The following is a 22,827-nucleotide window of genomic DNA, read 5'->3' on the forward strand; positions in this document are numbered from 1 at the left end:
ACCTTTTCATTTTCTAAAAAACGCATTTATTTCATTTACGAAAGAACTATTTTCTTGGTTTTACAAATTTTAAAAAAAAGAGAAAAACCTTTTAAATCAAGAGAAATTCACAAACAAAACTATCGTGTTTCCTCAAAAAAATCTTTTCTAATTTTTTAATTTAAACATGCTTTCCAATATTAAAAAACAAATAATTATCTTTTTGTTGAAATCAAAACACACAAATACTAAACAACTTAATTTCAACTAAATAAACCTACACATAAACGATTAAAATTTTGTAATTAAAAAAATAAATATACATTTGTTTATTAAACAGTTATTCTAAAAAAAGATACACTTATTCTTTTTTTTGAACAAACTATTCGTTACATTTACGATATTGTTACAATAAAAATTGAAAAAAAACAAAAAGCTAAAGAGTTTACTTACAATAAGTTATTTTTTTTGCCTACTTACTAAACATAAGCTTCCCCAAGCCTATTGTTTTACTTAAAATTTTTTATTTTTATGAAAAAAAATTACTTTCTGAAAAATGCAACAAAAACTAGTACCCCTCTAGTTTTAAATTGCGAAAAAAAATCCTTGAAAAACATCTTTAAAAGTTTGTTTTTATTACTTTTTACGCTTTTAGGATTTTCTGATGCTTTTGGGCAAGTTGTCACAGATACCTACACCACAACTGGTGCAGGAACTTGGAAAGCCTATGCGGTGTGACCTCGGTTACCGTTGAAGCATGGGGAGCTGGAGGCTCTGGAGGAGGAAATACAGCAAATACAAGCCGAGGTGGTGGAGGTGGTGCAGGAGGCACATATGTAAGTTCTATTTTAACTGTTACTCCTGGTACAACTTACAATTTATTTGTTGCACCAAATACTGTCGGAACAACATCAGCCGGCACTAAAGGCCAAGGCTCATGGTTTATAAACAACACAACCTTATTTGCTGAAGGAGGTAATGGAGGTGAAGCACCAAATGGAGGCACTGTTGCTGGTGGCACTGGATCAATAGCTTCAAGTATCGGAACTACTAGAATTGCAGGTGTTAACGGATCGAATGGAACTTCTACAATAGGTGGCGCTGGAGGTACTGGAGGTAACTTTGGTGGCGCTGGAGGTATTCAAAGAACTTCAGAAAACGATGGAGCTAACGGGGCTACCCCTGGCGGCGGCGGCGGCGGCGCATATATTCCTGACAATACTAATCACACTGGTGGTAACGGAGCTAGAGGAGAAATAAGAATTACCTACACTGTCGTAACCCCTGCTAATCCATCCAACCCAACGAGTAATTCGCCACAATGTAACCCTCCTGGTGTTACTTTAACAAGAGTTGGTACACCTCCTGCTGGTGTAACATGGTATTGGCAAACAACAGCATTAGGTACAGACACTACCAATAGTGGTACAACTTTTAATGTAACAACTTCAGGAACATATTACTTAAGAGCTAGACATGATTTAACTGGTTGTTGGAGTGTAGGTTCAGGAAGTACTACTGTAACTGTATTAACAACCCCTTCAATTATAACAAACCCATCAAATTTCACAACAAATAATGGAGGAACTGCTACCTTTACTGTGACAGCTAATAATTCTCCAACCTCATATACATGGCAAGTTAGTACTAATGGAGGTGCTACTTGGACAACGATAACCAATGGTGGTATTTACAGTGGCGCAACAACTGCAACCTTAACTATAACAGGAGCTACATTGGCAATGGATGGTTATTTATACCACGCTTCTGCAACAAATGCTTGTGGTACATCTGCTTATTCAACAGCTGCAACATTAACAGTTAACAACATTGTTCTAGTAAGTGGTGCAGGCGTAAATAACGTAAGTTGTGGGTCAAATACAATTTTGAGAGATCATGCAGACACAGGTAATTATGCTAATGGCAGAAACGATTGGAGTGTAATTAATGTTAACTCAACAGCACAAGTTACAATTTCCGGAACATACAATACAGAAAACAACTTTGATTTTATAAGAATATATGATGGAGTTGGAATTGGAGGAACTCTTTTAGCCTCTTACACAGGAGTCGGAGGAACAATTAATTTTACAAGTCTTGTAGGTCAAACCGTAACCATACAATTCCAATCGGATGTAAGCAACGTAAATACAGGTTTTGAATTAAATGTTAGTTATTCTGGAACTTGTAATATTCCATGTGTTGCTCCTACTGCACTGCCTACTAGTTTATCATTTATACCTTATGGAACTGTCATTTCAGGAACATTTAATCATGCTATACCTCAACCTGATAATTACTTGGTTATAATTAGCACGAGTGCTACTCCTCCTAGTCCAGTTAATGGAACCTCATATGCAGTAGGAAGTACTGTAGGTGCTGGATACACAGTAATTTCAAACACAAGTAATAATACTTTTTCAGCCACAGGACTAAGCAATTTCACAACATATTATTTTTATATCTACTCATATAGTAGTTTATGTATTGGAGGGCCAATATATCTTGGAACACTTTCTGGTAGCTCAACAACTACAGGAACAACTCCTTATTGTGTACCAACTTCAAATGTTAGTACTAGATGGATTGATGGAGTTTGGACTGTTGGTTATATAACTGATATCAACAATAGAAACACTGGAAGAGCTGCTTCAGGTTATTCAGATTTTACTGCAGCACCACCTGTTACACAAATACCAGGAGGTGGAGTTACACTAGATTATTTCTTGAGAACATCAAGACAATTTGTTAAAATTTGGGTAGACTGGAATAACGACGGAACATTTACAGATGCTGCACCAGAACTTGTTTACACAACAGGAGGAGTTCAAACCATAGCTGGATCTGGTGGATTTGTTGTACCTATTGCGACTTTACCAGGAAATTACAGAATTCGAATCAGATCATTTGAAACATCACAAACATTTGGACCATGTGGCAACTTAACAACAGGTGAAACAGAAGATTACAGATTAGTTGTTGTTGCTGATTGCTTAGCTAAACCTACAACTCTACATGATGGAGAAAGATGTGATAATGGCACAGTTGTTTTAGGTGTTGAAGGCTCACCTGGTGTAACCCAATATAGATTTTACGATTCTTTATATGGAGGAACATTAATTGGTTCTCAAGCAGCTGTTCCTGGAATCACTAATTGGACAACACCATTCTTAACTGCTACTACTAAATATTATGTAACTGCATTCAATGGCACTTGTGAATCATGGTATCGTCAAGAAATTGTTGCAACTGTAAATCCAACAGCAAATATTGTAGTTACTCCCTCAGTTCCTGAAGTTTGTGGAGAAAACAATGTAGTTCAAATTGATGCAGGAGGTGACTTTGTAATTGATTACTTAGTCAACGAAAATTTTGAAGGCGGCGGTTTTGGAGTATTAAACAGAGTTAACATCTCAGCAAATGCTGACACACAATGGACAAACAGAACAAGTCCCTATGTTCCTAATGGAGCTGTTTGGAAACCTGCAATTACATCAAAATCTATCGGAAATAGATTCGTTTGTGCAAACTCAGATTTTCCATTAAATCCTAAAGACACACAACTTAGAACTGCGGTATTAGATGCATCAGCTTATTCTGATCTGTTTTTAAGTTTTAGACATTATTTTTCATATTATCCAGGAGAGCCATCTCAGTTTGCGGATGTCGACATTTCGATTGACGGAGGTGCTACATGGCCAACCACTATAGCCAGCTACACTTCTAATCAAGCATTTGCAGGTCAATTTGACCAAGTAGTAATTGATTTGTCTGCTTATGCCGGACAACCAAGTTTAATGATAAGATTTAGATTTCATCTTGCAGGTGGTTCAGCATGGGCTGATGGTTGGGCTATTGATGATATCCAAGTATATGGAACAAGACCTTTAAATACAACATTTACATGGACAGGAGGAACCGTTTCAGCATTTACTGACCCAGCTTGTACTATACCCTATGTTGCACAATCTGTAACAACTGTATATGTAAGACCAACAGCATTACAATTAGCTTCAACTTCATGGTCATTTACAGCCAATGCTACACTAGGTAACGGATGTCCAATTTCAGAGTTTATTACAATTAACAATAAAACAAAACTTTGGAAAGGTGGTACAAATGGAGATTGGTATAATGCTAATAACTGGGAACCTATAGGCGTTCCAGATTCAAATACTTGTGTTTATATTTATGATGGACCTAATGATTCTTACATAAATACGAGTGCAAATGATGCTTTTGCTAGGATTGTAACTGTTAGACCAAATGGTCAGTTACAAATTGAAGCCGATAATACTTTAACTGTAACTGATGCAGTCACAGTCGATGCTGGTGGAACTTTCAATATTGAAAACTCAGCTAGTTTAATCCAAGTTAACAATGTAGCAAATACAGGAAACATTACCATGAGACGTAATGTAAACATCAGACAATTAGATTATGTTTACTGGTCATCACCTGTTGCTAATTTTGCTTCAAGTGCCGTTTCACCTTTAACACCAACAGGATTCATTTACAAATGGGCACCTACACTTGGTAGTACCGTTAACAATCATGGAAATTGGATTGGTGGAAACGAAAGCATGGTAAATGGTAAAGGTTATATTTTGAGAGGTCCGAGTACATATACATCAACATTACAAAACTTTACTGCAAATTTTGTTGGAGTACCAAACAATGGAAACATTACAATACCTGTCAGTAGAGGTACATATGATGGTGCAAATTACAATACAGGACTTTCATCTACATTAGCAACTAGAGATGATGACAATTGGAATTTATTAGGAAACCCATATCCATCTGCAATTAGTGCTAATACATTCTTAGCAACGAATACTAATCTAGCTGGATTTATTAAATTTTGGACTCACGGAACTTTACCATCAGCTGTTGCATCTGATCCATTCTACAATAATTATGCACAAAATTATACAGTTGCAGATTATGTAACTTACAATGCGACTGGAGCAAATCCACCTATAGGAAATGGTAATATCGCAGCAGGACAAGGTTTCTTCGTATTAATGAATCATACGTCAGCTGCTACAACAGAGAATGTAGTTTTCAATAATAGCATGAGAAGAAATGACTACAGAAATGACCTTTTCTTCAGAAATTCAAATACAACTAACTCTGAAAATGAAGAAAAACATAGAATTTGGTTAAATTTAATTAGTCCATCAGCAACATCAAGCACTACTTTAGTAGGATATGTTTCAGGAGCAACTAATGACTTAGACAGAATGTATGATGCACCTGCTTTAGATGTTAAAACAAACTTTGAATTATATTCGTTCTCTAATACAGACAAATTAAATATTCAAGGAAAGTCATTACCATTTAACGATACAGATCAAATTCCATTAGGTATCTCAATTGCTCAAAATGGAATACATACTTTAGGAATTTCAACAGTTGATGGATTATTTGATTCTGCTTCACAAGGAATATATCTTGAAGATAGAAATTTAGGCATTACTCACGATTTAAGAGTAGCTCCGTATAGCTTTACTGCTACTACTGGTAGATTTGAAAATCGTTTTGTATTGAAGTTCAACAATGAAACGTTAGGTAATGAAGACTTTATTGGAAATAATGTAACCGTTTATACTAATGAAAGCATTAATATTAGTGCTCCAAACCAAGTTATTAAATCGGTACGCGTACACGATTTACTTGGTCGAGTTTTAGGAATATTTAATAATGTAAATAGTGATTCATTCTCTTCTAAAAACATTGCTAAAACACAAAGTCCTCTATTAGTAGAAGTGACTTTAGAAAATGGTGCAACTAAAACCTATAAAGTGATATTCTAAACTAAAGTTAGATTTTAAATGTATAAAGGGCAAACATCTGTTTGCCCTTTATTATTTATTAAAAACTCAAGTAGTTAACCTAAAAAAAATAAGATGTGTTTTTTTAAGGACATAAAACACAAAAGTTATCAACAAATTGTCTTTTTTTTAACAAATGTTTCATTATAAACTTGTATAGTTCACAAAAAAAATTAAATTTGTTGGAAAATCAACACAATCAACTGTAAACTACAATTATTTAACTTAAAAATGAAAACTATTCCCCTCTTTCAGAAAAACTTTTGGGTTTTTCTTTTTTTTATTTTCTCAACTACAACGTTTTCGCAAACTACAGAAACTTTCACAACCTCTGGTTCTTGGACAGTCCCTGCGAGTAACTTCGGTTACTGTTGAAATATGGGGCGCTGGTGGTGGTGGTGGTGGTTCTAATACTAATGGATCTGGTGGGTCTGGAGGAGGCTCAGGGGCTTATGCTTCTAAAACAATGATAGTAACACCTTCTACAAATTACACGTTCACAATAGGAACTGGGGGAGCTGGAGGAGCTGCAAATACAGCTACTGGAGGTAACGGAGGTGATTCTACAATAAATTTTGGTGGATTAATAACTGCTGGTGGTGGAACTGGTGGAGCAAGAAACAATGGTGCTGTTGGGACTGGCGGAGTCGCTTCTGGAGGAACAACAAACACAAATGGAAACCCTGGAATGGCGGGTACTACATCTGGGGGAAATGGAGGTAGCGCTCCAAATGGAGGTACTGGAGGTACTGGAAGTACAAATGCGGCTGGCAATCCTGGAAACACACCCGGTGGCGGTGGCGGTGGTGGAGAAAGAGGCGGTGGAAATCAACCTGGTGGTTCTGGAGCACGTGGTGAAATACGTTTCACATATACTGTAACTAGCCCATGTACATCAGCTATAAACTTACCTTGCGGAACTACAAATCTTGCAGGAACAACTGTTGGTAGTTCAAATTTCACCCATAACAGTGGGTGCTTAATGAGTAATTATGGAGCATGGTACACTTTTGTTGGAGACGGACAACAAACAACAATTACCTCTACTGCAGGCGCTGGATTTGATCATGAAATGTCAATTTCATCAGGTAGTTGTGGAACACTAACAAATATTGCTTGTCAAGATTCAGGTTTGTCAGGCGGAACTGAAACCTATACTTTTATTTCATCAGCTGGAGTAAATTATTATGTTTATATAGCTTATTATAGTTCTACTGGCACAGCTACTGACACAGGAACTTTTACAATTTCTAGAACTTGTACTCCTATAGTATCTCCCGCAAATGACAATTGCTCTGGAGCTATAGCATTAACTGTAAATCCAGATCTAAATTGCGGAACGGTGACTAGTGGAACAGTTCAATTTGCAACTGATTCTGGAATAACAGGAAGTGGATGTTTTGGCACAGACGACGATGATGTTTGGTATCGATTCGTAGCAACAAACACAACACATCATGTGAGTTTATTAAATATTTCTGGTAGCGCAACAGATCTGTACCATGCTGTATATTCTGGAGCTTCAGGTTGTGGTTCACTTGGAGCTGCCATAACATGTTCTGATCCAAATTCAAGTATTTTAACAGGCTTAACAATTGGACAAACTTATTATGTACAAGTTTACTCCTATACAAGTACAACAGGTCAAAACACTACATTCAATATTTGCATTGGAACTCCCCCTCCCCCTCCATCAAATGATAATTGTAGTGGGGCTATAACCTTAACCGTAAATCCAGACACAAGTTGTGCAGTCGTTACAGCTGGAACTGTTGCTTCAGCCACAGATTCAGGAATTGCAGGCAGTGGTTGTTTTGGTACAGATGATGATGACGTTTGGTATCGATTTGTAGCAACTAACACTACTCATTACGTTAACTTATTAAATGTTACCGGTAGTGCAACCGACATGTATCACGCTGTATATTCTGGAGCTTCAGGATGCGGAACTCTTGGTGCTGCAATTTTATGTTCAGATTCAGATTCAAGTATTGTAAATGGTTTAACAATTGGACAAACTTATTATGTACAAGTATACACCTATACAAGTACAGGAGGACAAACTACAAATTTTAATATCTGTATTGGAACTCCTCCACCTCCTCCCTCAAACGATAATTGTAGTGGGGCCATCTCATTAACCGTAAATACAGATCTTAGTTGTACAACTACAACTGCAGGAAGTGTTGCATCAGCAACGGATTCTGGCATTGCCGGAAGTGGATGATTTGGCACAGATGATGATGATGTTTGGTATCAATTTGTAGCAACTAACACTACTCATTATGTTAACTTATTAAATGTTACTGGCAGTACAACTGACATGTACCATGCAGTATATTCTGGCGCCTCTGGCTGTGGTTCACTTGGTGCCGCATTAGTATGTTCAGATTCAGATTCAAGTATCGTAAATGGCTTAACCATCGGACAAACTTATTATGTACAAGTTTATACCTATACAAGTACTGGTGGACAAACTTCAAATTTCAACATCTGTATCGGAACACCTTGTAATGGAAATGGTCCAGGAACTGGAACAACTGATTTAGGATGTCCTTCAGTAGTTTCTGGTGGATTAGGACTAAATGGCGCTGATCATAATGCTATTTTATGTACTGCAGCTTCTACTTGTGTAGATTTAGAAGCCACCTATTTAGACTTAGGAAATACTTCTACTTATAGAGTAGAATCAATCCCATACAATCCTCCTTATCAGTTTACTTGTTTAGAAAATCCTGTAAGTGTGGATACAGACGACGTTTGGTCTCCGGTTATTAATTTACCTTTTAATTTTTGTTTTTATGGCAACACCTACAATCAATGTTTAATTGGTTCAAACGGAGTTATTACATTTGATTTAGGAAGCAATACTGCAGGTGGTACTTGTGATTGGGAATTTGATTCTACTAATCCAGGGCAACTTCCAGTTAGCGGACATTCGTCACTAATTGAAAACGCAATTTTTGGTGTTTTCCATGACATTAACCCGGGAGTAAGCGGTGAAGTTGGATGGGAATTAATCACATTAAACACAGGCTGTAGAGCACTTGTTGCTTCATGGAGTAGCGTTCCTCTATTTGGAGATAATTCTAAAATATATACAGGGATGATTGTGTTATATGAAAATTCAAACGTCATAGAAGTTTACATTCAGAATAAGCCTTTAGATCCTGACGCTTGGAATGATAACAATGCTGTTGTCGGAATTCAAAATGCAGCAGGTACTCTTGCAGCTGTTGCACCAGGAAGAAATGCATTAGACGCTGACTGGACAGCAACCAATGAAGCTTGGAGATTTATCCCTGATGGTACTTCGATTGCAACATTAAGATGGCATGAAGGTTCTGGAACATCTGGACCAGTTATAGGAACTACTCCAGTAATCAATGTATGCCCAACTGCCACTACAACTTATACAGCTGCAATTACTTATACTTTATGTAATGGATCAACCCTTGTAGAAACAGAAGAAACTATAGTTACAATTAATGGTTCCAAAGTATGGAATGGTTCTTTAAATACTGACTGGGATACAGCTAACAACTGGACACCTGCAGGAGTTCCAACCGCTTCAGATTGCGTTGTCATCCCTGACACAGCAAATGATCCAATCATTTCAGGAACAAATTACAATGGTTTAGGATTGAATTTAACTGTTCAAAACAATGCTGCTTTGACTGTAACTTCAAATAATGACTTAACCATTACAGAATGGGTTAACATTAACACAACAGGTGATTTAATTTTACAAAATAGTGCAAGTTTACTTCAAATCAATAATGATGTTAATCAAGGAACTATGCACATGACCAGAACTGCAAATATCAGAAAATTAGATTATGTATATTGGTCATCTCCTGTTTCAAATTTCAGCGTTAATAATGTTTCACCGGGAACTACTGGTAATAAATACAAATGGATTCCTACAATCGCATCTAACATAAATGGTTTTTGTAATTGGGTCGGAGCAAATGAAAATATGGTTCTTGGAAAAGGATATATCGTAAGAGGTCCAGATAGTTTTACATCTACAGTCACCCCTTTTAATGCCGTTTTTGCCGGAACTCCAAATAATGGCATTATTTCAACTCCTATTTTGAGAGGCACATGGAATGGAGGTACGTATTCTACAGGGGTATCAACAACTCTTGGAACAAACCATGATGATAATTGGAATTTAATTGGAAATCCTTATCCATCTGCAGTAAGAGCTATTGACTTCTTGACATTAAATACAAATATTGACGGATTCATTAAAATATGGACTCATGGAACTTTACCAAGTTCTGCTATTGCTGATCCATTTTACAATAATTATACCTATAACTATACTCCTGGAGATTACATCACTTACAATAGTTCAGGAACTTCGTCAGGACCTGGTGTTTTTAATGGAAATATAGCCGCAGGACAAGGATTTTTTGTATTGATGCATCATACATCTGCTTCTGCTTCTGAAAATGTTACATTTAACAACTCTATGAGAAGCAGTACTTATGACAATAGCCAATTTTTCAGAACTTCTAATGAAAATGGAAGAATTTGGTTAGATTTAGTTGCATCAAACGGAACAAACATCCGAAATCTTGTTGCTTATGTTGATGGCGCTTCTAATAACAGAGATCGTTTATTTGATGCAATAACTGATGAAAAATTAAATTTCAATTTGTATAGTTTGATTGGCGACTTACCTATGACGATTCAAGGAAGAACATTACCATTTGACCAAGAAGATCGCGTTCCAATGGGAATCAAAGTTTCACAAAATGGAAATTATACAATTGGTATTGGCGCTGTTGATGGTTTCTTTACTAATACTAATCAAAACATTTATCTTGAAGATTTAGAAAATAATATTATTCATGACTTGAGACAAAATCCATATAGCTTTACTGCTGAGGCAGGAAACTATCCAAATCGTTTTGTATTACGATACACGAACGAAACTTTAGGTGGCGATGATTTAGTAGTTGATGATGCTAATTTATGGGTGTACTCTTCAGATGTATTATCTGTGAAATCAACAAAAAATACAATTCAATCGGTAAGAGTATTTGATGTTTTAGGAAGACACTTAGCCTACTATCCAAATGTTGATGGCTATGAAGTTCCTTTAACTACCATTCAAAAAAACAATGCTGGATTAATAATTCAAGTTACATTATCTAACGGATCTGTTATTAGTAAAAAAGCGATTTACTAAACAACTAAAAACTTTAATAAACAAGAGCCTCAACGTAATGTTGGGGCTTTTTCTTTTACTCCCTCCATTACTTATTCAAATGAGGAAAACAAAAAAATGACACTAATTTTAATTTTTGTTATAATATTTTGATTTTAACATTTAAAAAGATACTTTTGTACTTGAAAAAAAACCATAATTATTTTAAAATCAAAGATTATGAAAAAAGTATTAATTTTAATAGTGCCTTTATTTATTAATTTAAATATGGTGGCACAAGTTGGTGTTGGCACAACTGCACCAGCCGGAGCATTAGATGTAAATTCAACAACTAATGGATTCATACCACCTAGAGTAGCGTTAACAGCTACTAACGTTGCCGCACCAGTTGTTAACCCACAAGGTGGTGCTATTCCTGCTGGAACAATTGTCTGGAACACAAATACTAGCTCTCCTACTCCAGCTACTGCTGTCGCTCCAGGTCTTTACTATTGGAATGGAACTAGATGGGTGGCATTTGCAGGTTCTCCAGGAGGACTTGATTGGTCTTTAAATGGAAATTCAGGAACTACAGCTGGAACTAACTTTTTAGGAACAACAGATGCTCAAGACGTACGTTTTCATACCAATAATACTGAAAGAGCGCGCATTCTTAGTGGTGGAACAATAGGAGTTAACTCCGCTGGAACAGCATCTAGTCAGATTACCGTAGTTGGTGCTGGTACAAATGACGCAGTTGCAGGTTCTGCTAACGACAATGTTGCTAATGCTTTTTGGGGTAGAAATAGTCACGCAACTGGAACAGCTATTATTGGAGCAAGTAATGGTCTAGGAGGTGTTTATCCTACAAAAGGTGCGGGTGTAGCGGGCTCAGCAATCGACGGACATGGTATTTCTGGTATGGCTGGAAATGGAGCACCAAACAATACTGCTCATGATGGAAATTCTGCAGGATATTTTTCATTAGATTCTGACAATAATCCAAGCACAAATAACTCTAGTGCATTTGCTTTAATTGCTGGTAAAACCGAAATTGATCCACCAGGACTTTTAACTCCTTTAAGAAGATCTTTATTTGGAGGGTATTTCGTTTCTGGAATTGGATCTGGACAAGCTTATGCATATGTAGGAACTAAATATGACCATGATAATACAGGAGCAGGAGGAACAAATTATAAAATTTTAGGTGATGGAACTGTTTCAACTATAGTAAAAGATAAAGATAACAATCCTAGAATTATGTTTGCTCCAGAAGCACCCGAAGTACTTTTCCAAGACTATGGAATTGGTAAACTAGTAAATGGAACAGCAGTGATTAAACTAGATGAAATTTTAAGTAGAAACATCTTAGTTGACAACACTCATCCTCTAAAGGTTTTCATTCAATTAGAAGGAGATTGTAACGGTGTATACGTAACAAACAAATCAGACAAAGGCTTTACCGTTAAAGAATTACAAAACGGGAATAGTGATGTTACTTTTTCTTGGCAAATCGTTGCTACAAGAGCCAATAGTAAAGATACGAATGGAGAAATAACATCTCATTTCGAAAACTTAAGATTTCCTATCGGTCCAAAATTAGTACAAGAACCAGGATTCAAATCAAAAGAAGTAAAGAAAGAAGAAACTAAAAACTAAACATACTTCAAAAAATTCCAAAAAGACCTCCTCTTTAAATAGTCGAGGTCTTTTTCTTTGGCATACGCTTCTCTTTCAAAAGAAATGTTGTAATAAGCTTCTCTCCTATTTTTATATTGAATTAACCTCACCAAATATTCAACAAAATACCAAACAAAAAATAAGACAATTAAAAGTTCTAATTGTTGTTTGATATGAATTCTTTCATGGTTTAATAAAACAGGATTTAACTTATCCTTTTTATTCAATAAAAAAATAAATGGGAAAATGGTAAATCCTCGAAATCCTTTCGGTATTAAATATTTAATAACTAGTACAATCATATTATACAAAATTGGTAAATTTGCCCATATGAACAATGAATTAAATCCAAATAATTTAAAAGAAGGAGAAGATTTTTATTATACTCCTGAAGGATACAAATGCTTTACAGAAAAATATCATTTAAAAAGAGGTTATTGCTGTAAAAGTGGGTGCAGACATTGCCCTTATGGTTTTGATAAAAAAACTGGAACTAATAAAAAATAAGCAGTGTTAAGTCACAGTATTCAGTAGTCAGATTAAACATCAAACAATAAATAATAAACAAGATAAATAGATTAAAGATATTTAGACAATCCAATCTGAAAATCAAAAATCTTAACATCTAAAATCAAGAATAATGACATTTCAAGAACAAATATTAGAAGGTATTCCATCGGTTCTACCCAATCCAAAACCTTATGAAGCAGAAATTAATCACGCTCCAAAAAGGAAAGAAATCTTAACAGAAGAAGAAAAAAAATTAGCTTTAAAAAATGCACTTCGTTATTTTGAACCAAAACATCATGCAACTTTAATTCCAGAATTCAAAGCGGAACTAGAAACTTACGGAAGAATTTACATGTACCGTTTGCGTCCTGATTATAAGATGTATGCTCGTCCAATTTCAGAATATCCTGGAAAAAGCGAACAAGCCAAAGCGATTATGCTAATGATTCAAAACAACTTGGATTACGCTGTAGCCCAACATCCTCATGAGTTAATTACCTATGGCGGAAATGGTGCGGTTTTTCAAAACTGGGCACAATATCGCTTAACGATGAAATATTTGGCCGAAATGACTGACGAGCAAACCTTAGTCATGTATTCGGGTCATCCAATGGGATTATTTCCATCGCATAAAGAAGCACCAAGAGTTGTGGTTACAAATGGAATGGTTATCCCAAATTACTCCAAACCAGACGATTGGGAAAAAATGAATGCTTTAGGAGTTTCGCAATACGGACAAATGACGGCTGGAAGTTATATGTACATTGGTCCACAAGGAATTGTACATGGAACTACAATCACTGTTTTAAACGGATTTAGAAAAATTAAAAAATCACCAAAAGGCGGATTATTCGTAACTTCTGGATTAGGAGGTATGAGTGGTGCTCAACCAAAAGCTGGAAATATTGCAGGTTGTGTTACGGTTTGTGCCGAAGTAAATCCAAAAATTACACACATTCGTCATTCACAAGGTTGGATTAATGAGATAATTGATAACATTGACGAATTAGTTCCTCGAGTTAAAAAAGCGTTAGAAAATCAAGAAGTAGTTTCCATTGCTTATTTAGGAAATGTGGTAGATGTTTGGGAACGATTTGACCAAGAAAATTTACATATCGATTTAGGTTCTGACCAAACTTCTCTACACAATCCTTGGGCTGGAGGCTACTACCCTATCGGATTTACCTTTGAAGAATCGAATGAAATGATGGCAAATGAACCAGAGCGCTTCAAAGAAGAAGTTAGAAAAACACTTCGTCGTCATGCTGAAGCAATTAACAAACATACAGCTAAAGGAACGTATTTCTTTGATTATGGAAATGCCTTTTTATTAGAATCTTCAAGAGCAGGTGCCGATGTTATGAATGACCATCCAACATTAGGTCGTGAATTCAAATATCCAAGTTACGTTCAAGATATTATGGGACCAATGTGTTTCGATTATGGTTTTGGACCATTCCGTTGGGTTTGTGCTTCAGGAAATCCAGAAGATTTAGCAAAAACGGATAAAATTGCTTGCGATGTTTTAGAAGAAATGATGAAAAATTCACCGTCAGCAATCCAACAACAAATGGCAGATAACATTCAATGGATTAAAGGTGCCCAAGAAAATAAATTAGTGGTTGGTTCGCAAGCAAGAATTCTTTATGCTGATGCCGAAGGACGAATTAAAATTGCAGAAGCTTTCAATCAAGCGATTGCCCGTGGTGAAATTGGCTATGTAATTTTAGGTCGCGACCATCATGATGTTTCCGGAACCGATTCTCCTTACAGAGAAACTTCCAACATTTATGACGGCTCTAGATTTACCGCTGACATGGCGATTCACAATGTCATTGGTGATAGTTTCCGAGGTGCTACTTGGGTTTCTATTCACAATGGCGGTGGTGTTGGCTGGGGAGAAGTAATTAATGGTGGTTTTGGTATGGTTCTTGATGGTAGTAAAGAAGCATCAAGACGCTTAGAGTCAATGCTTTTTTGGGATGTAAACAACGGCATTTCAAGGAGAAGTTGGGCAAGAAATGAAGGTGCCATTTTTGCAATAAAAAGAGCTATGGAGACGCAACCTTTATTGAAAATTACCATCCCTACTATAGTAGATGAATCATTGTTATAGTTTCAAGTTTAAAGTTTCATGTTAATTTATGTTTTAAAAACTTTAAACCTGAGATTTGAAACTTTAAATAATTAAATTATGAAAACTTTAAAATTTCTATCGGTATTTTTATTAGCTGTATTTTTAGCTTCTTGTAGTTCTGTTAGAGTTAATGCAGACTATGATAAAAAAACAAACTTTATTAATTATAAAACCTACGCTTATTTAAAAAGCGGAATAGATAAAGTTGAAATTTCCGATTTAGACAAGAAAAGAATTCTCTATTCTATAGATGAAGTAATGGCAACCAAAGGCTTTACCAAATCTGAAAGTCCTGATGTTTTAATTAGTATTTTCACAAAAGAAAGAGAACGTGTTGATATTTATAACAATGCAGGTTTCGGCTGGGGCTGGGGCTGGGGTTGGAATCCTTGGTGGGGAATGGGTTATAGCAGTGTAGTTACAACTCCAGAAGGCACCTTGTTTATCGACATTATAGATGCAAAAACAAAAGAATTAGTTTGGCAAGGAGAAGGTAGCGGATACCTTACTACCAATACCGACAAAAAAGATGCTCGAATTAAAGAATTTGTCTCAAAGATATTAGAACAATATCCTCCCAAATAAATGTTTAAGACAACAAAAAGAGTTAACATTAACAGTTAGCTCTTTTTTTATTTTTTTTTTAAATCTTACAAATAATATTTGTAGTAATTTTGCCCTATCTCGATACGGCTACAAAAATGGAAAACTCAAAAAAAACATTACTTATTAAAATTTTAAAAGTAACGGGAATCACTTTTATTATTTCATTACTAATCATTGTATTGTTACCCATCATTTTTGCTGATACCATTACAGAAAAAGTAAAAGTATTAGCCAACAAAAACTTAGAAGGAGAATTGAATTTCAATGACTCAGAATTATCATTTTTCAAACATTTCCCTTCTTTGACTCTGACCTTGAATGAATTAAATCTTAACGGTTCAAAGCCGTATAAAAGTAAATCGCTAGTTTCTGCTAAGGAAATAAGTTTTGGAATCGATGTTTGGTCGGTAGTTTTTGGAAATCAGACAGAAATTGAAGAAATCTATTTAGAGGAAGCAAAGATTAATATTTTAGTCAACCGAAAAGGAGAAGCCAATTACAATATTTATAAATCAGATTCCAAAGACACAACAGCTTCGTCGGAAAGTGCTTCATTAAAATTAGAAAACATTCAAATCAATAATAGTCAGTTGGTTTATAATGATAAATCAACTAAAATTCTTATCGAAGCAAAAGGTTTTAACTACAAAGGGAAAGGTGATTTATTAGAATCAAATTTCAGTTTAAAAACATCCGCTAAAATTGACAGCTTGAGCTTTACTTATGACAAAAGCGAGTATTTAAAAAACAAAAAAGTAAAAGCCGATTTAATCACTAAAATCAACACCAACTCACTTTCTTTCGTTTTTGAGAAAAATGACTTGATTATCAACAAACTACCTGTTGAATTTACCGGAGCATTTGATTTCTTAAAGAATGGCTATCAAATGGATTTTAAATTAAAAACAGAAGACAGCAATTTAGATGACTTATTTACAGCCTTACCTGCTGAATATGTTTCATGGATGAATGAAACCAAAATGAAAGGAAAAACATCTGCTTTCTTAACATTAAAAGGAAAATACATTGCTTCTGAAAATTTAAGTCCAGAATTAAACTTCAACATAAAAGTTAGAGATGGTTACGTAAAACACACAAAAGCACCTTACCCAGTTGAAGACATTTTCCTAAACTTAGACACGAAATTACCTAACTTAGACATCAATCAATTGAAAATAAGATTGGATTCGTTGTATTTTGATGTCAATAAAAATAACTTAAATGCTATTTTAATCTCTGATGGTTTTGGAAAAAAACTAACAATCGATTCTAAAATTAAATCAAAACTCGATTTGAAATTTGTTAGTGATGCATTACAAATTCCAAACTTTAAATTAGCAGGTAATCTTGATGCTGATATTGTTTCAAAAGGAAACTATAATAAAGACGAAAAGAAATTTCCTGTTACAAAAGGAAAATTTGAACTCGTTAATGGTTTAATTCAAACGGCTTATTATCCAAAACCTATTCAAAACATAAACGTAAAAGCAAATTTAGATTGTCCTACAGGTGATTATCAAAATGCAAGTTTTAGATTGACTCCAGCAAGTTTTACATTTGAAGGTGAACCTTTTAATTTAAATGCTTCATTTAAAAACTTTGATGATATTACTTACGATGTAAAAGCAAAAGGAACTTTAAACGTTGCGAAAATTTACAAAGTGTTTTCTCAAAAAGGATTGGATTTAGATGGTTCAATAAAAGCTGACGTTAGTTTGGCTGGAAAACAAAGTGATGCTACAAACGGAAAATATGGCAATCTTAAAAATAGCGGCACGCTTGAAGTAAAAAACATTCGTACTCATAGCGAGTATTTACCATTACCGTTTATAATTGAGAACGGTACATTTTCTTTCCATCAAGACAAGATGCATTTCAATAATTTCAATGGAAAATATGGCGAATCCGATATTAGTATGAATGGAAATTTACAAAACGTAATCAATTTCGTTTTATCTGATAATCAAACTCTCAAAGGTGATTTCTCATTTGTTTCAAACCATTTAAATCTGAACGAATTTATTCCAACAATTACAGACGAGGAAACAGAAAACGAAACTCCTAAAACAGAAGTTACTGGTGTAATTGAAATTCCTAAAAATATTGATTTACTTCTTCAAGCAAAAGCTACAAAAACAAAATATAACGACATCAATATCGAAAATTTAAATGGTAGTTTAAGCATTCAAAATGGCGAATTAAAACTTTCAAACGGAACGCTAGGCATAATTGGTGCTACTGCTAAAATGAATGCTGTTTATAGAAATGAAGGTTCGCAAAAAGCTTATTTCGATTACAAAATTAATGCTTCGGAATTTGATATAAAACGTGCTTACAATGAAATTAAAATGTTCCGAGAAATTGTAACTGCAGCCGAAAGCGCTGAAGGAATCGTTGGTCTTAATTATTCAATAAAAGGAGTTTTAAACAATCAAATGGAACCTATAATGCCTTCATTAGAAGGAAACGGAACATTATCGGTAAAACAAGTTAAAATGAAAGGGTTTAAATTATTAAATGTCGTTTCTGCCAAAACAGAAAACCCTGACATTAAAGATCCTGACATTTCGAAAGTAGAAATTAAATCAACCATAAAAAACAACCTTGTAACTATTGAAAGATTTAAGTTTAAAGTAGCTGGATTTAGATTACGATTTGAAGGACAAACGAGTTTAGATGGAAAATTGAATTTAAAAATGAGAATTGGTTTACCTCCATTAGGCATTATTGGAATTCCAATTAAAGTTTTAGGAACTCAAGAAAATCCCGATATTAAGCTTGGTAGAAAATCTGAAGATTTAGAAGAAACAGAATATGTAGATGGTGTAACTCCAATAAACAATCCTGCACCAGTAAATGCAACACCTACAAACACAACAACTCCTGTTCCTACGATTCAGAATGACAGTATTAAAATTAAAAACGATAGCATTCCGAAAATAGCACCAGCGGTTCCTGTAGAAAAAACAGAGTAAAACTATAAATTGTCATATTTATTCTTATTTTTAGTCAAAATTTAAAATTATGATTAAGAATTGTATCAAAATAATAACAATTTTAAACTTACTCATATTATTAGTATCGTGTAGCGCTACAAACGGATTAACTTTGTCGGTTACTGAGCCTGCTCCTATTTTATTAAATAAGAAATCGTCAAAAATTGGAATTCTTAATCGTAGTTTACCGGATAAGAAATACGAAGTTTTTGATGCTATTGATAAAATCTTAACCGCAGAAGGAAGAGATTTAGACAAATTAGGTAGCTACTCGGCTATTGAAAGTTTGAAAAAAGAACTTCTAAATAACAATAAAATTCAAAGTGTTACTATAATAGACACTTTAGAATCTAAGAAATATGGAATTGACCAATTTACCAGCGAATTATCTTGGCAAAAGATTGAAGAACTTTGCCGAGTTTATGATTTAGATGCTATATATGAACTTTCTTATTTTGATACCGATTCTAAAATCAATTACAAAACCATAAAAAGTGAAGCTAAAAATGCTTTTGGTTTAAAAATTCCTGTTATAGAACACGAAGCCACGATTACGACTTTAATAAAATCGGGTTGGAGAATTTACGATAATAATGATAAAGCCATTGTTGATGTTTATTATACAAACAACACTATACAATTAAGTGGAAGAGGCATAAATCCTTTAAAAGCTTTTGAAACCGTTCAATCTAGAAAAGATGCAGTTTTAGCTGTTTCAAAAAACATTGGAAAATCATATGCGCTTCAAATTTTGCCATTTAACATAAGAGTTAGTAGAGATTACTACGTAAAAGGAACTCCAAATTTTGAAATTGGTAAACGTAGAGCACAAGCTGGAAAATGGGATAGCGCAGCAGAATTGTGGTTATTAGAAACCAAAAACACCAATCCTAAAATTGCTGGTCGTGCTTGCTATAACATGGGAATCATCAATGAAATAAATGGTGATATTAATGCGGCAATTGAATGGACTACAAAATCATACACTGATTATGCCGATAAAAATGCTTTACGCTATATTAATATTCTAAAAAATAGAAAGGCAAAAAACGAACAATTGATTAGGGAAAGCAATTAAAAAAAGCCAGAAAAAATAAATCGGCATATTAAGTATCAAATTCTCAAAAAGCTTTCTTGCTTTCTGAAAAATTCGTAATTTTACCTCAAACATCACAAGTAAAATTATGGAAACGCATTTTGAAAGTAATCCTTTGATTGACAGATTACCTAAACATTTAAAACAATTCATTAAACCACAAGTTTATGAGGATTATACTCCCATAAATCAAGCTGTTTGGCGATATGTAATGCGTAAAAATGTCGACTATCTTTCAAAAGTTGCTCATAGCTCTTACTTAGAAGGCTTGCAAAAAACAGGTTTGGAAATTGATAATATTCCAAATATGTATGGCATGAACCGAATTTTAAAAGAAATCGGTTGGGCTGCAGTTGCCGTTGATGGTTTTATTCCGCCAAATGCTTTTATGGAATTCCAAGCATACAATGTTTTAGTAATTGCTTGCGACATTCGCCAATTAGAACATATTGAATACACACCTGCTCCAGATATTATCCACGAAGGTGCTGGCCATGCTCCTATTATAGCAAATCCAGAATATGCAGAATATTTAAGACGATTTGGTGAAATTGGCTGTAAAGCTATTTCATCTGCACGTGATTATGAATTGTATGAAGCTATTCGTTTGCTTTCTATTTTAAAAGAAGCAGAAGATACTCCAGAAGAAGAAATTAAAAAAGCAGAGGAACAAGTGGATTTCTTACAGAATAATATGGGTGAACTATCAGAAATGTCGCGTATTAGAAACCTACATTGGTGGACAGTAGAATATGGTTTAATTGGAACCGTTGACAATCCAAAAATCTATGGCGCGGGATTACTTTCTTCAATTGGAGAAAGCTCTTGGTGCATGACCGATAATGTAAAGAAAATTCCATACGATATTTCGGCAGCCGACCAAAGTTTTGATATTACAAAACCGCAACCTCAACTTTATGTAACATCTGATTTTGCTCAATTGAGTCAAGTTTTAGAGGAGTTTGCGAATAAAATGGCATTACGAACTGGAGGATTATCGGGCATTCAAAAACTAATAAACTCTAAAGCTTTAGGAACTATTGAATTGAGTACTGGTTTGCAAATTTCCGGTTTTTTCACCAATTTTATTGAGGACGAAGGAAAACCAGTTTATGTTCAAACCACAGGAAAAACAGCACTTTCTCATCGAGAAAAAGAATTAGTAGGTCACGGAACAGAATATCACGCAGAAGGCTTTGGTTCGCCAATTGGAAAACTAAAAGGCATCAACTTGGCCATTGAAGAAATGAGTCCAAGAGACTTGCGTGCATATGATATTTACGAAGGTGAGCAAGTGACTTTGGAATTTGAAGGCAACATCAAAGTTGTTGGCGAAATTGTAACGGGAACTCGCAATTTACAAGGTGAGATCTTATTGATTAAATTTAAAAATTGTACCGTGACTCATAATGACACGGTTCTTTTCCAACCCGAATGGGGCATTTATGATATGGCTGTGGGTAAAAAAGTGATTTCAGCTTTTTCTGGTCCAGCTGATGTGAATAGTTTTGATATGATTAATCATGTTCCTTCATCTCAAACAATCAAGCAAAAGAAATCTGCCGAAAGAGAAGAATTAGAAAACTTATATTTAAGTGTTCGAAATATTAGAGAAAACAAAAAGGCTACAACCACATTAAAAGAAGCTTTTGGTGCGGTTTCAGCTAATCATTCAAATGATTGGTTATTATCAGTTGAAATTGTTGAGCTTGCAAAAAAAGAAGGCAATACTGATTTAGTAGATAAAGTGCTAAATCACTTGGAAAAAGTAAAAATCAATCGCCCAGAAATTGCTCATTTAGTTGACAACGGATTGGAATTGATTTTTGAGAAAGAAGGGATTGTTTAAACACATAGCCACAATAGATTTAACTTGATGTTGATTTAAGTCGTTTCACTTATCATAGAAAACAATAGAAAATCATATTATTAAATCTTCCAAATTTCAAACGTAACTTTTGTTACTGAAAAGATTTTCAATCAAGTATATCTTTGTCAAAAAAAAGAAACAATTATGGGAATTTTAGATTTTTTAGGATTAGGAAGTAAAACAAATGATGTACAAGAATATGTTCAAAAAGGCGCTATTATTTTAGACGTAAGAACACCTGAAGAGTTTAAAGACGGACACATTAAAGGTTCTAAAAATATTGCTTTACAAGTTTTAAATGGAAACATTGAAACCATAAAAAAATGGAACAAACCGATTATCGCTTGTTGTCGTTCTGGAATGCGAAGTGCGCAAGCTACTTCCATGCTACAACAAAACGGAATTGATTGCATCAACGGTGGTGGTTGGCAAAGTTTAGAAAGTAAATTATAAAAGAAAGTCCCGATTAATCGGGACTTTCTTTTATGCAGCCTTTTTATCATTACTGTATCGGAATATCTGTAAAACTACCGGATAACGTGGTAACATCACTAATCCCCGAACCCGAAGTTATTGAAAATGTTCCCGTTAATTTATTGTTAGCATTGGCAGTAATTGTAACTGTTCCTGCACTTCCAGTCCACATTCCGGTTGTTCCTGGTTTTAAATAGGCAAAAAAGTTAGTGGTATCGTCAATAGTGTAACTTCCTACGGCCAATGATGTTAAATTAATTTCAATAATGGTATTACTGTTGTTTACCGCAAAAATAGATTTGTACTGATTGCTGGCATAAGGCGAAGACACCGAAGTCATCGTTGTACTTCCGTTTTCAGCATACAAAAAACCATTAGTAGAAGGATTTTGACTTGAATTGTTAACGTCACTATCACTGGAACAAGAAAGTAAAGTAACAGACAAAATAAGCATTAAATACAATTGAATTTTTTTCATACG

General features: G+C 34.6%; 13 protein-coding genes. 12 read left to right on the plus strand and 1 reads right to left on the minus strand.

All coding sequences use genetic code 11. The annotated features are described in order from the left end of the window. Window positions 1-510 precede the first annotated feature (510 nt). From LOS89_RS10060 to LOS89_RS10120, 12 genes are all read left to right on the plus strand, one after another. Complete coding sequence (locus LOS89_RS10060; protein ID WP_231835130.1) at window positions 511-717, plus strand: hypothetical protein; 207 nt, start codon at window positions 511-513, stop codon at window positions 715-717. Further along, the gene (locus LOS89_RS10065; protein ID WP_309508545.1) at window positions 714-5,798 is read left to right on the plus strand and encodes a beta strand repeat-containing protein; all 5,085 of its coding nucleotides are present in this window, start codon (window positions 714-716) and stop codon (window positions 5,796-5,798) included. The genes LOS89_RS10060 and LOS89_RS10065 overlap by 4 nt, the downstream gene beginning before the upstream one ends. Before the next feature lie 367 nt (window positions 5,799-6,165). Then, on the plus strand, window positions 6,166-8,043 hold the full coding sequence (locus LOS89_RS10070; RefSeq protein ID WP_445156334.1) for a glycine-rich domain-containing protein: 1,878 nt from the start codon (window positions 6,166-6,168) through the stop codon (window positions 8,041-8,043). A gap of 96 nt (window positions 8,044-8,139) precedes the next feature. Next, on the plus strand, window positions 8,140-11,019 hold the full coding sequence (locus LOS89_RS10075) for a RemA C-terminal-like gliding motility protein (protein ID WP_231835132.1): 2,880 nt from the start codon (window positions 8,140-8,142) through the stop codon (window positions 11,017-11,019). Window positions 11,020-11,217: 198 nt separating this feature from the next. Then, window positions 11,218-12,636, plus strand: coding sequence for a phage tail-like protein (locus LOS89_RS10080; RefSeq protein WP_231835133.1), 1,419 nt, complete (start codon window positions 11,218-11,220; stop codon window positions 12,634-12,636). Between the two features lie 351 nt (window positions 12,637-12,987). Beyond that, entirely contained in the window at window positions 12,988-13,164 is a 177-nt protein-coding gene (locus LOS89_RS10090; protein ID WP_177169118.1) for a C1orf53 family protein, read from the plus strand. A gap of 133 nt (window positions 13,165-13,297) precedes the next feature. Beyond that, window positions 13,298-15,283, plus strand: coding sequence for a urocanate hydratase (gene hutU, locus LOS89_RS10095; RefSeq protein WP_231835135.1), 1,986 nt, complete (start codon window positions 13,298-13,300; stop codon window positions 15,281-15,283). Window positions 15,284-15,361: 78 nt separating this feature from the next. After that, a complete protein-coding gene (locus tag LOS89_RS10100; RefSeq protein WP_231835136.1) occupies window positions 15,362-15,889 on the plus strand; it encodes a DUF4136 domain-containing protein in 528 nt (175 codons plus the stop codon). A gap of 116 nt (window positions 15,890-16,005) precedes the next feature. Continuing rightward, complete coding sequence (locus tag LOS89_RS10105) at window positions 16,006-18,885, plus strand: AsmA-like C-terminal region-containing protein (RefSeq protein ID WP_231835137.1); 2,880 nt, start codon at window positions 16,006-16,008, stop codon at window positions 18,883-18,885. A 49-nt stretch (window positions 18,886-18,934) separates the two neighbouring features. Beyond that, entirely contained in the window at window positions 18,935-19,984 is a 1,050-nt protein-coding gene (locus tag LOS89_RS10110; protein ID WP_231835138.1) for a DUF6340 family protein, read from the plus strand. A gap of 106 nt (window positions 19,985-20,090) precedes the next feature. Beyond that, window positions 20,091-21,851: an aromatic amino acid hydroxylase gene (locus LOS89_RS10115; RefSeq protein WP_231835139.1), complete on the plus strand. Its 1,761-nt coding sequence runs from the start codon at window positions 20,091-20,093 to the stop codon at window positions 21,849-21,851. 165 nt (window positions 21,852-22,016) lie between these two features. Continuing rightward, window positions 22,017-22,325, plus strand: a complete 309-nt coding sequence (locus LOS89_RS10120; protein ID WP_231835140.1) for a rhodanese-like domain-containing protein — start codon at window positions 22,017-22,019, stop codon at window positions 22,323-22,325. A gap of 49 nt (window positions 22,326-22,374) precedes the next feature. On the opposite strand, the gene LOS89_RS10125 is transcribed toward LOS89_RS10120, so the two are convergent. Beyond that, entirely contained in the window at window positions 22,375-22,824 is a 450-nt protein-coding gene (locus LOS89_RS10125; protein WP_231835141.1) for a hypothetical protein, read from the minus strand. Window positions 22,825-22,827 lie beyond the last annotated feature (3 nt).

The sequence above is a fragment of the Flavobacterium channae genome, from assembly GCF_021172165.1.
GTDB classification, from domain to species: Bacteria; Bacteroidota; Bacteroidia; order Flavobacteriales; family Flavobacteriaceae; genus Flavobacterium; species Flavobacterium channae.

Excerpts from the sequence above, each read along its gene's own strand:
- LOS89_RS10125 (WP_231835141.1), bottom strand. The coding sequence starts at position 22,824 with ATGAAAAAAATTCAATTGTATTTAATGCTTATTTTGTCTGTTACTTTA.
- LOS89_RS10105 (WP_231835137.1), top strand. The coding sequence starts at position 16,006 with ATGGAAAACTCAAAAAAAACATTACTTATTAAAATTTTAAAAGTAACG.
- LOS89_RS10080 (WP_231835133.1), top strand. The coding sequence starts at position 11,218 with ATGAAAAAAGTATTAATTTTAATAGTGCCTTTATTTATTAATTTAAAT.
- LOS89_RS10060 (WP_231835130.1), top strand. The coding sequence starts at position 511 with ATGAAAAAAAATTACTTTCTGAAAAATGCAACAAAAACTAGTACCCCT.
- LOS89_RS10115 (WP_231835139.1), top strand. The coding sequence starts at position 20,091 with ATGGAAACGCATTTTGAAAGTAATCCTTTGATTGACAGATTACCTAAA.
- hutU (WP_231835135.1), top strand. The coding sequence starts at position 13,298 with ATGACATTTCAAGAACAAATATTAGAAGGTATTCCATCGGTTCTACCC.
- LOS89_RS10075 (WP_231835132.1), top strand. The coding sequence starts at position 8,140 with ATGTACCATGCAGTATATTCTGGCGCCTCTGGCTGTGGTTCACTTGGT.
- LOS89_RS10090 (WP_177169118.1), top strand. The coding sequence starts at position 12,988 with ATGAACAATGAATTAAATCCAAATAATTTAAAAGAAGGAGAAGATTTT.
- LOS89_RS10100 (WP_231835136.1), top strand. The coding sequence starts at position 15,362 with ATGAAAACTTTAAAATTTCTATCGGTATTTTTATTAGCTGTATTTTTA.
- LOS89_RS10110 (WP_231835138.1), top strand. The coding sequence starts at position 18,935 with ATGATTAAGAATTGTATCAAAATAATAACAATTTTAAACTTACTCATA.
- LOS89_RS10120 (WP_231835140.1), top strand. The coding sequence starts at position 22,017 with ATGGGAATTTTAGATTTTTTAGGATTAGGAAGTAAAACAAATGATGTA.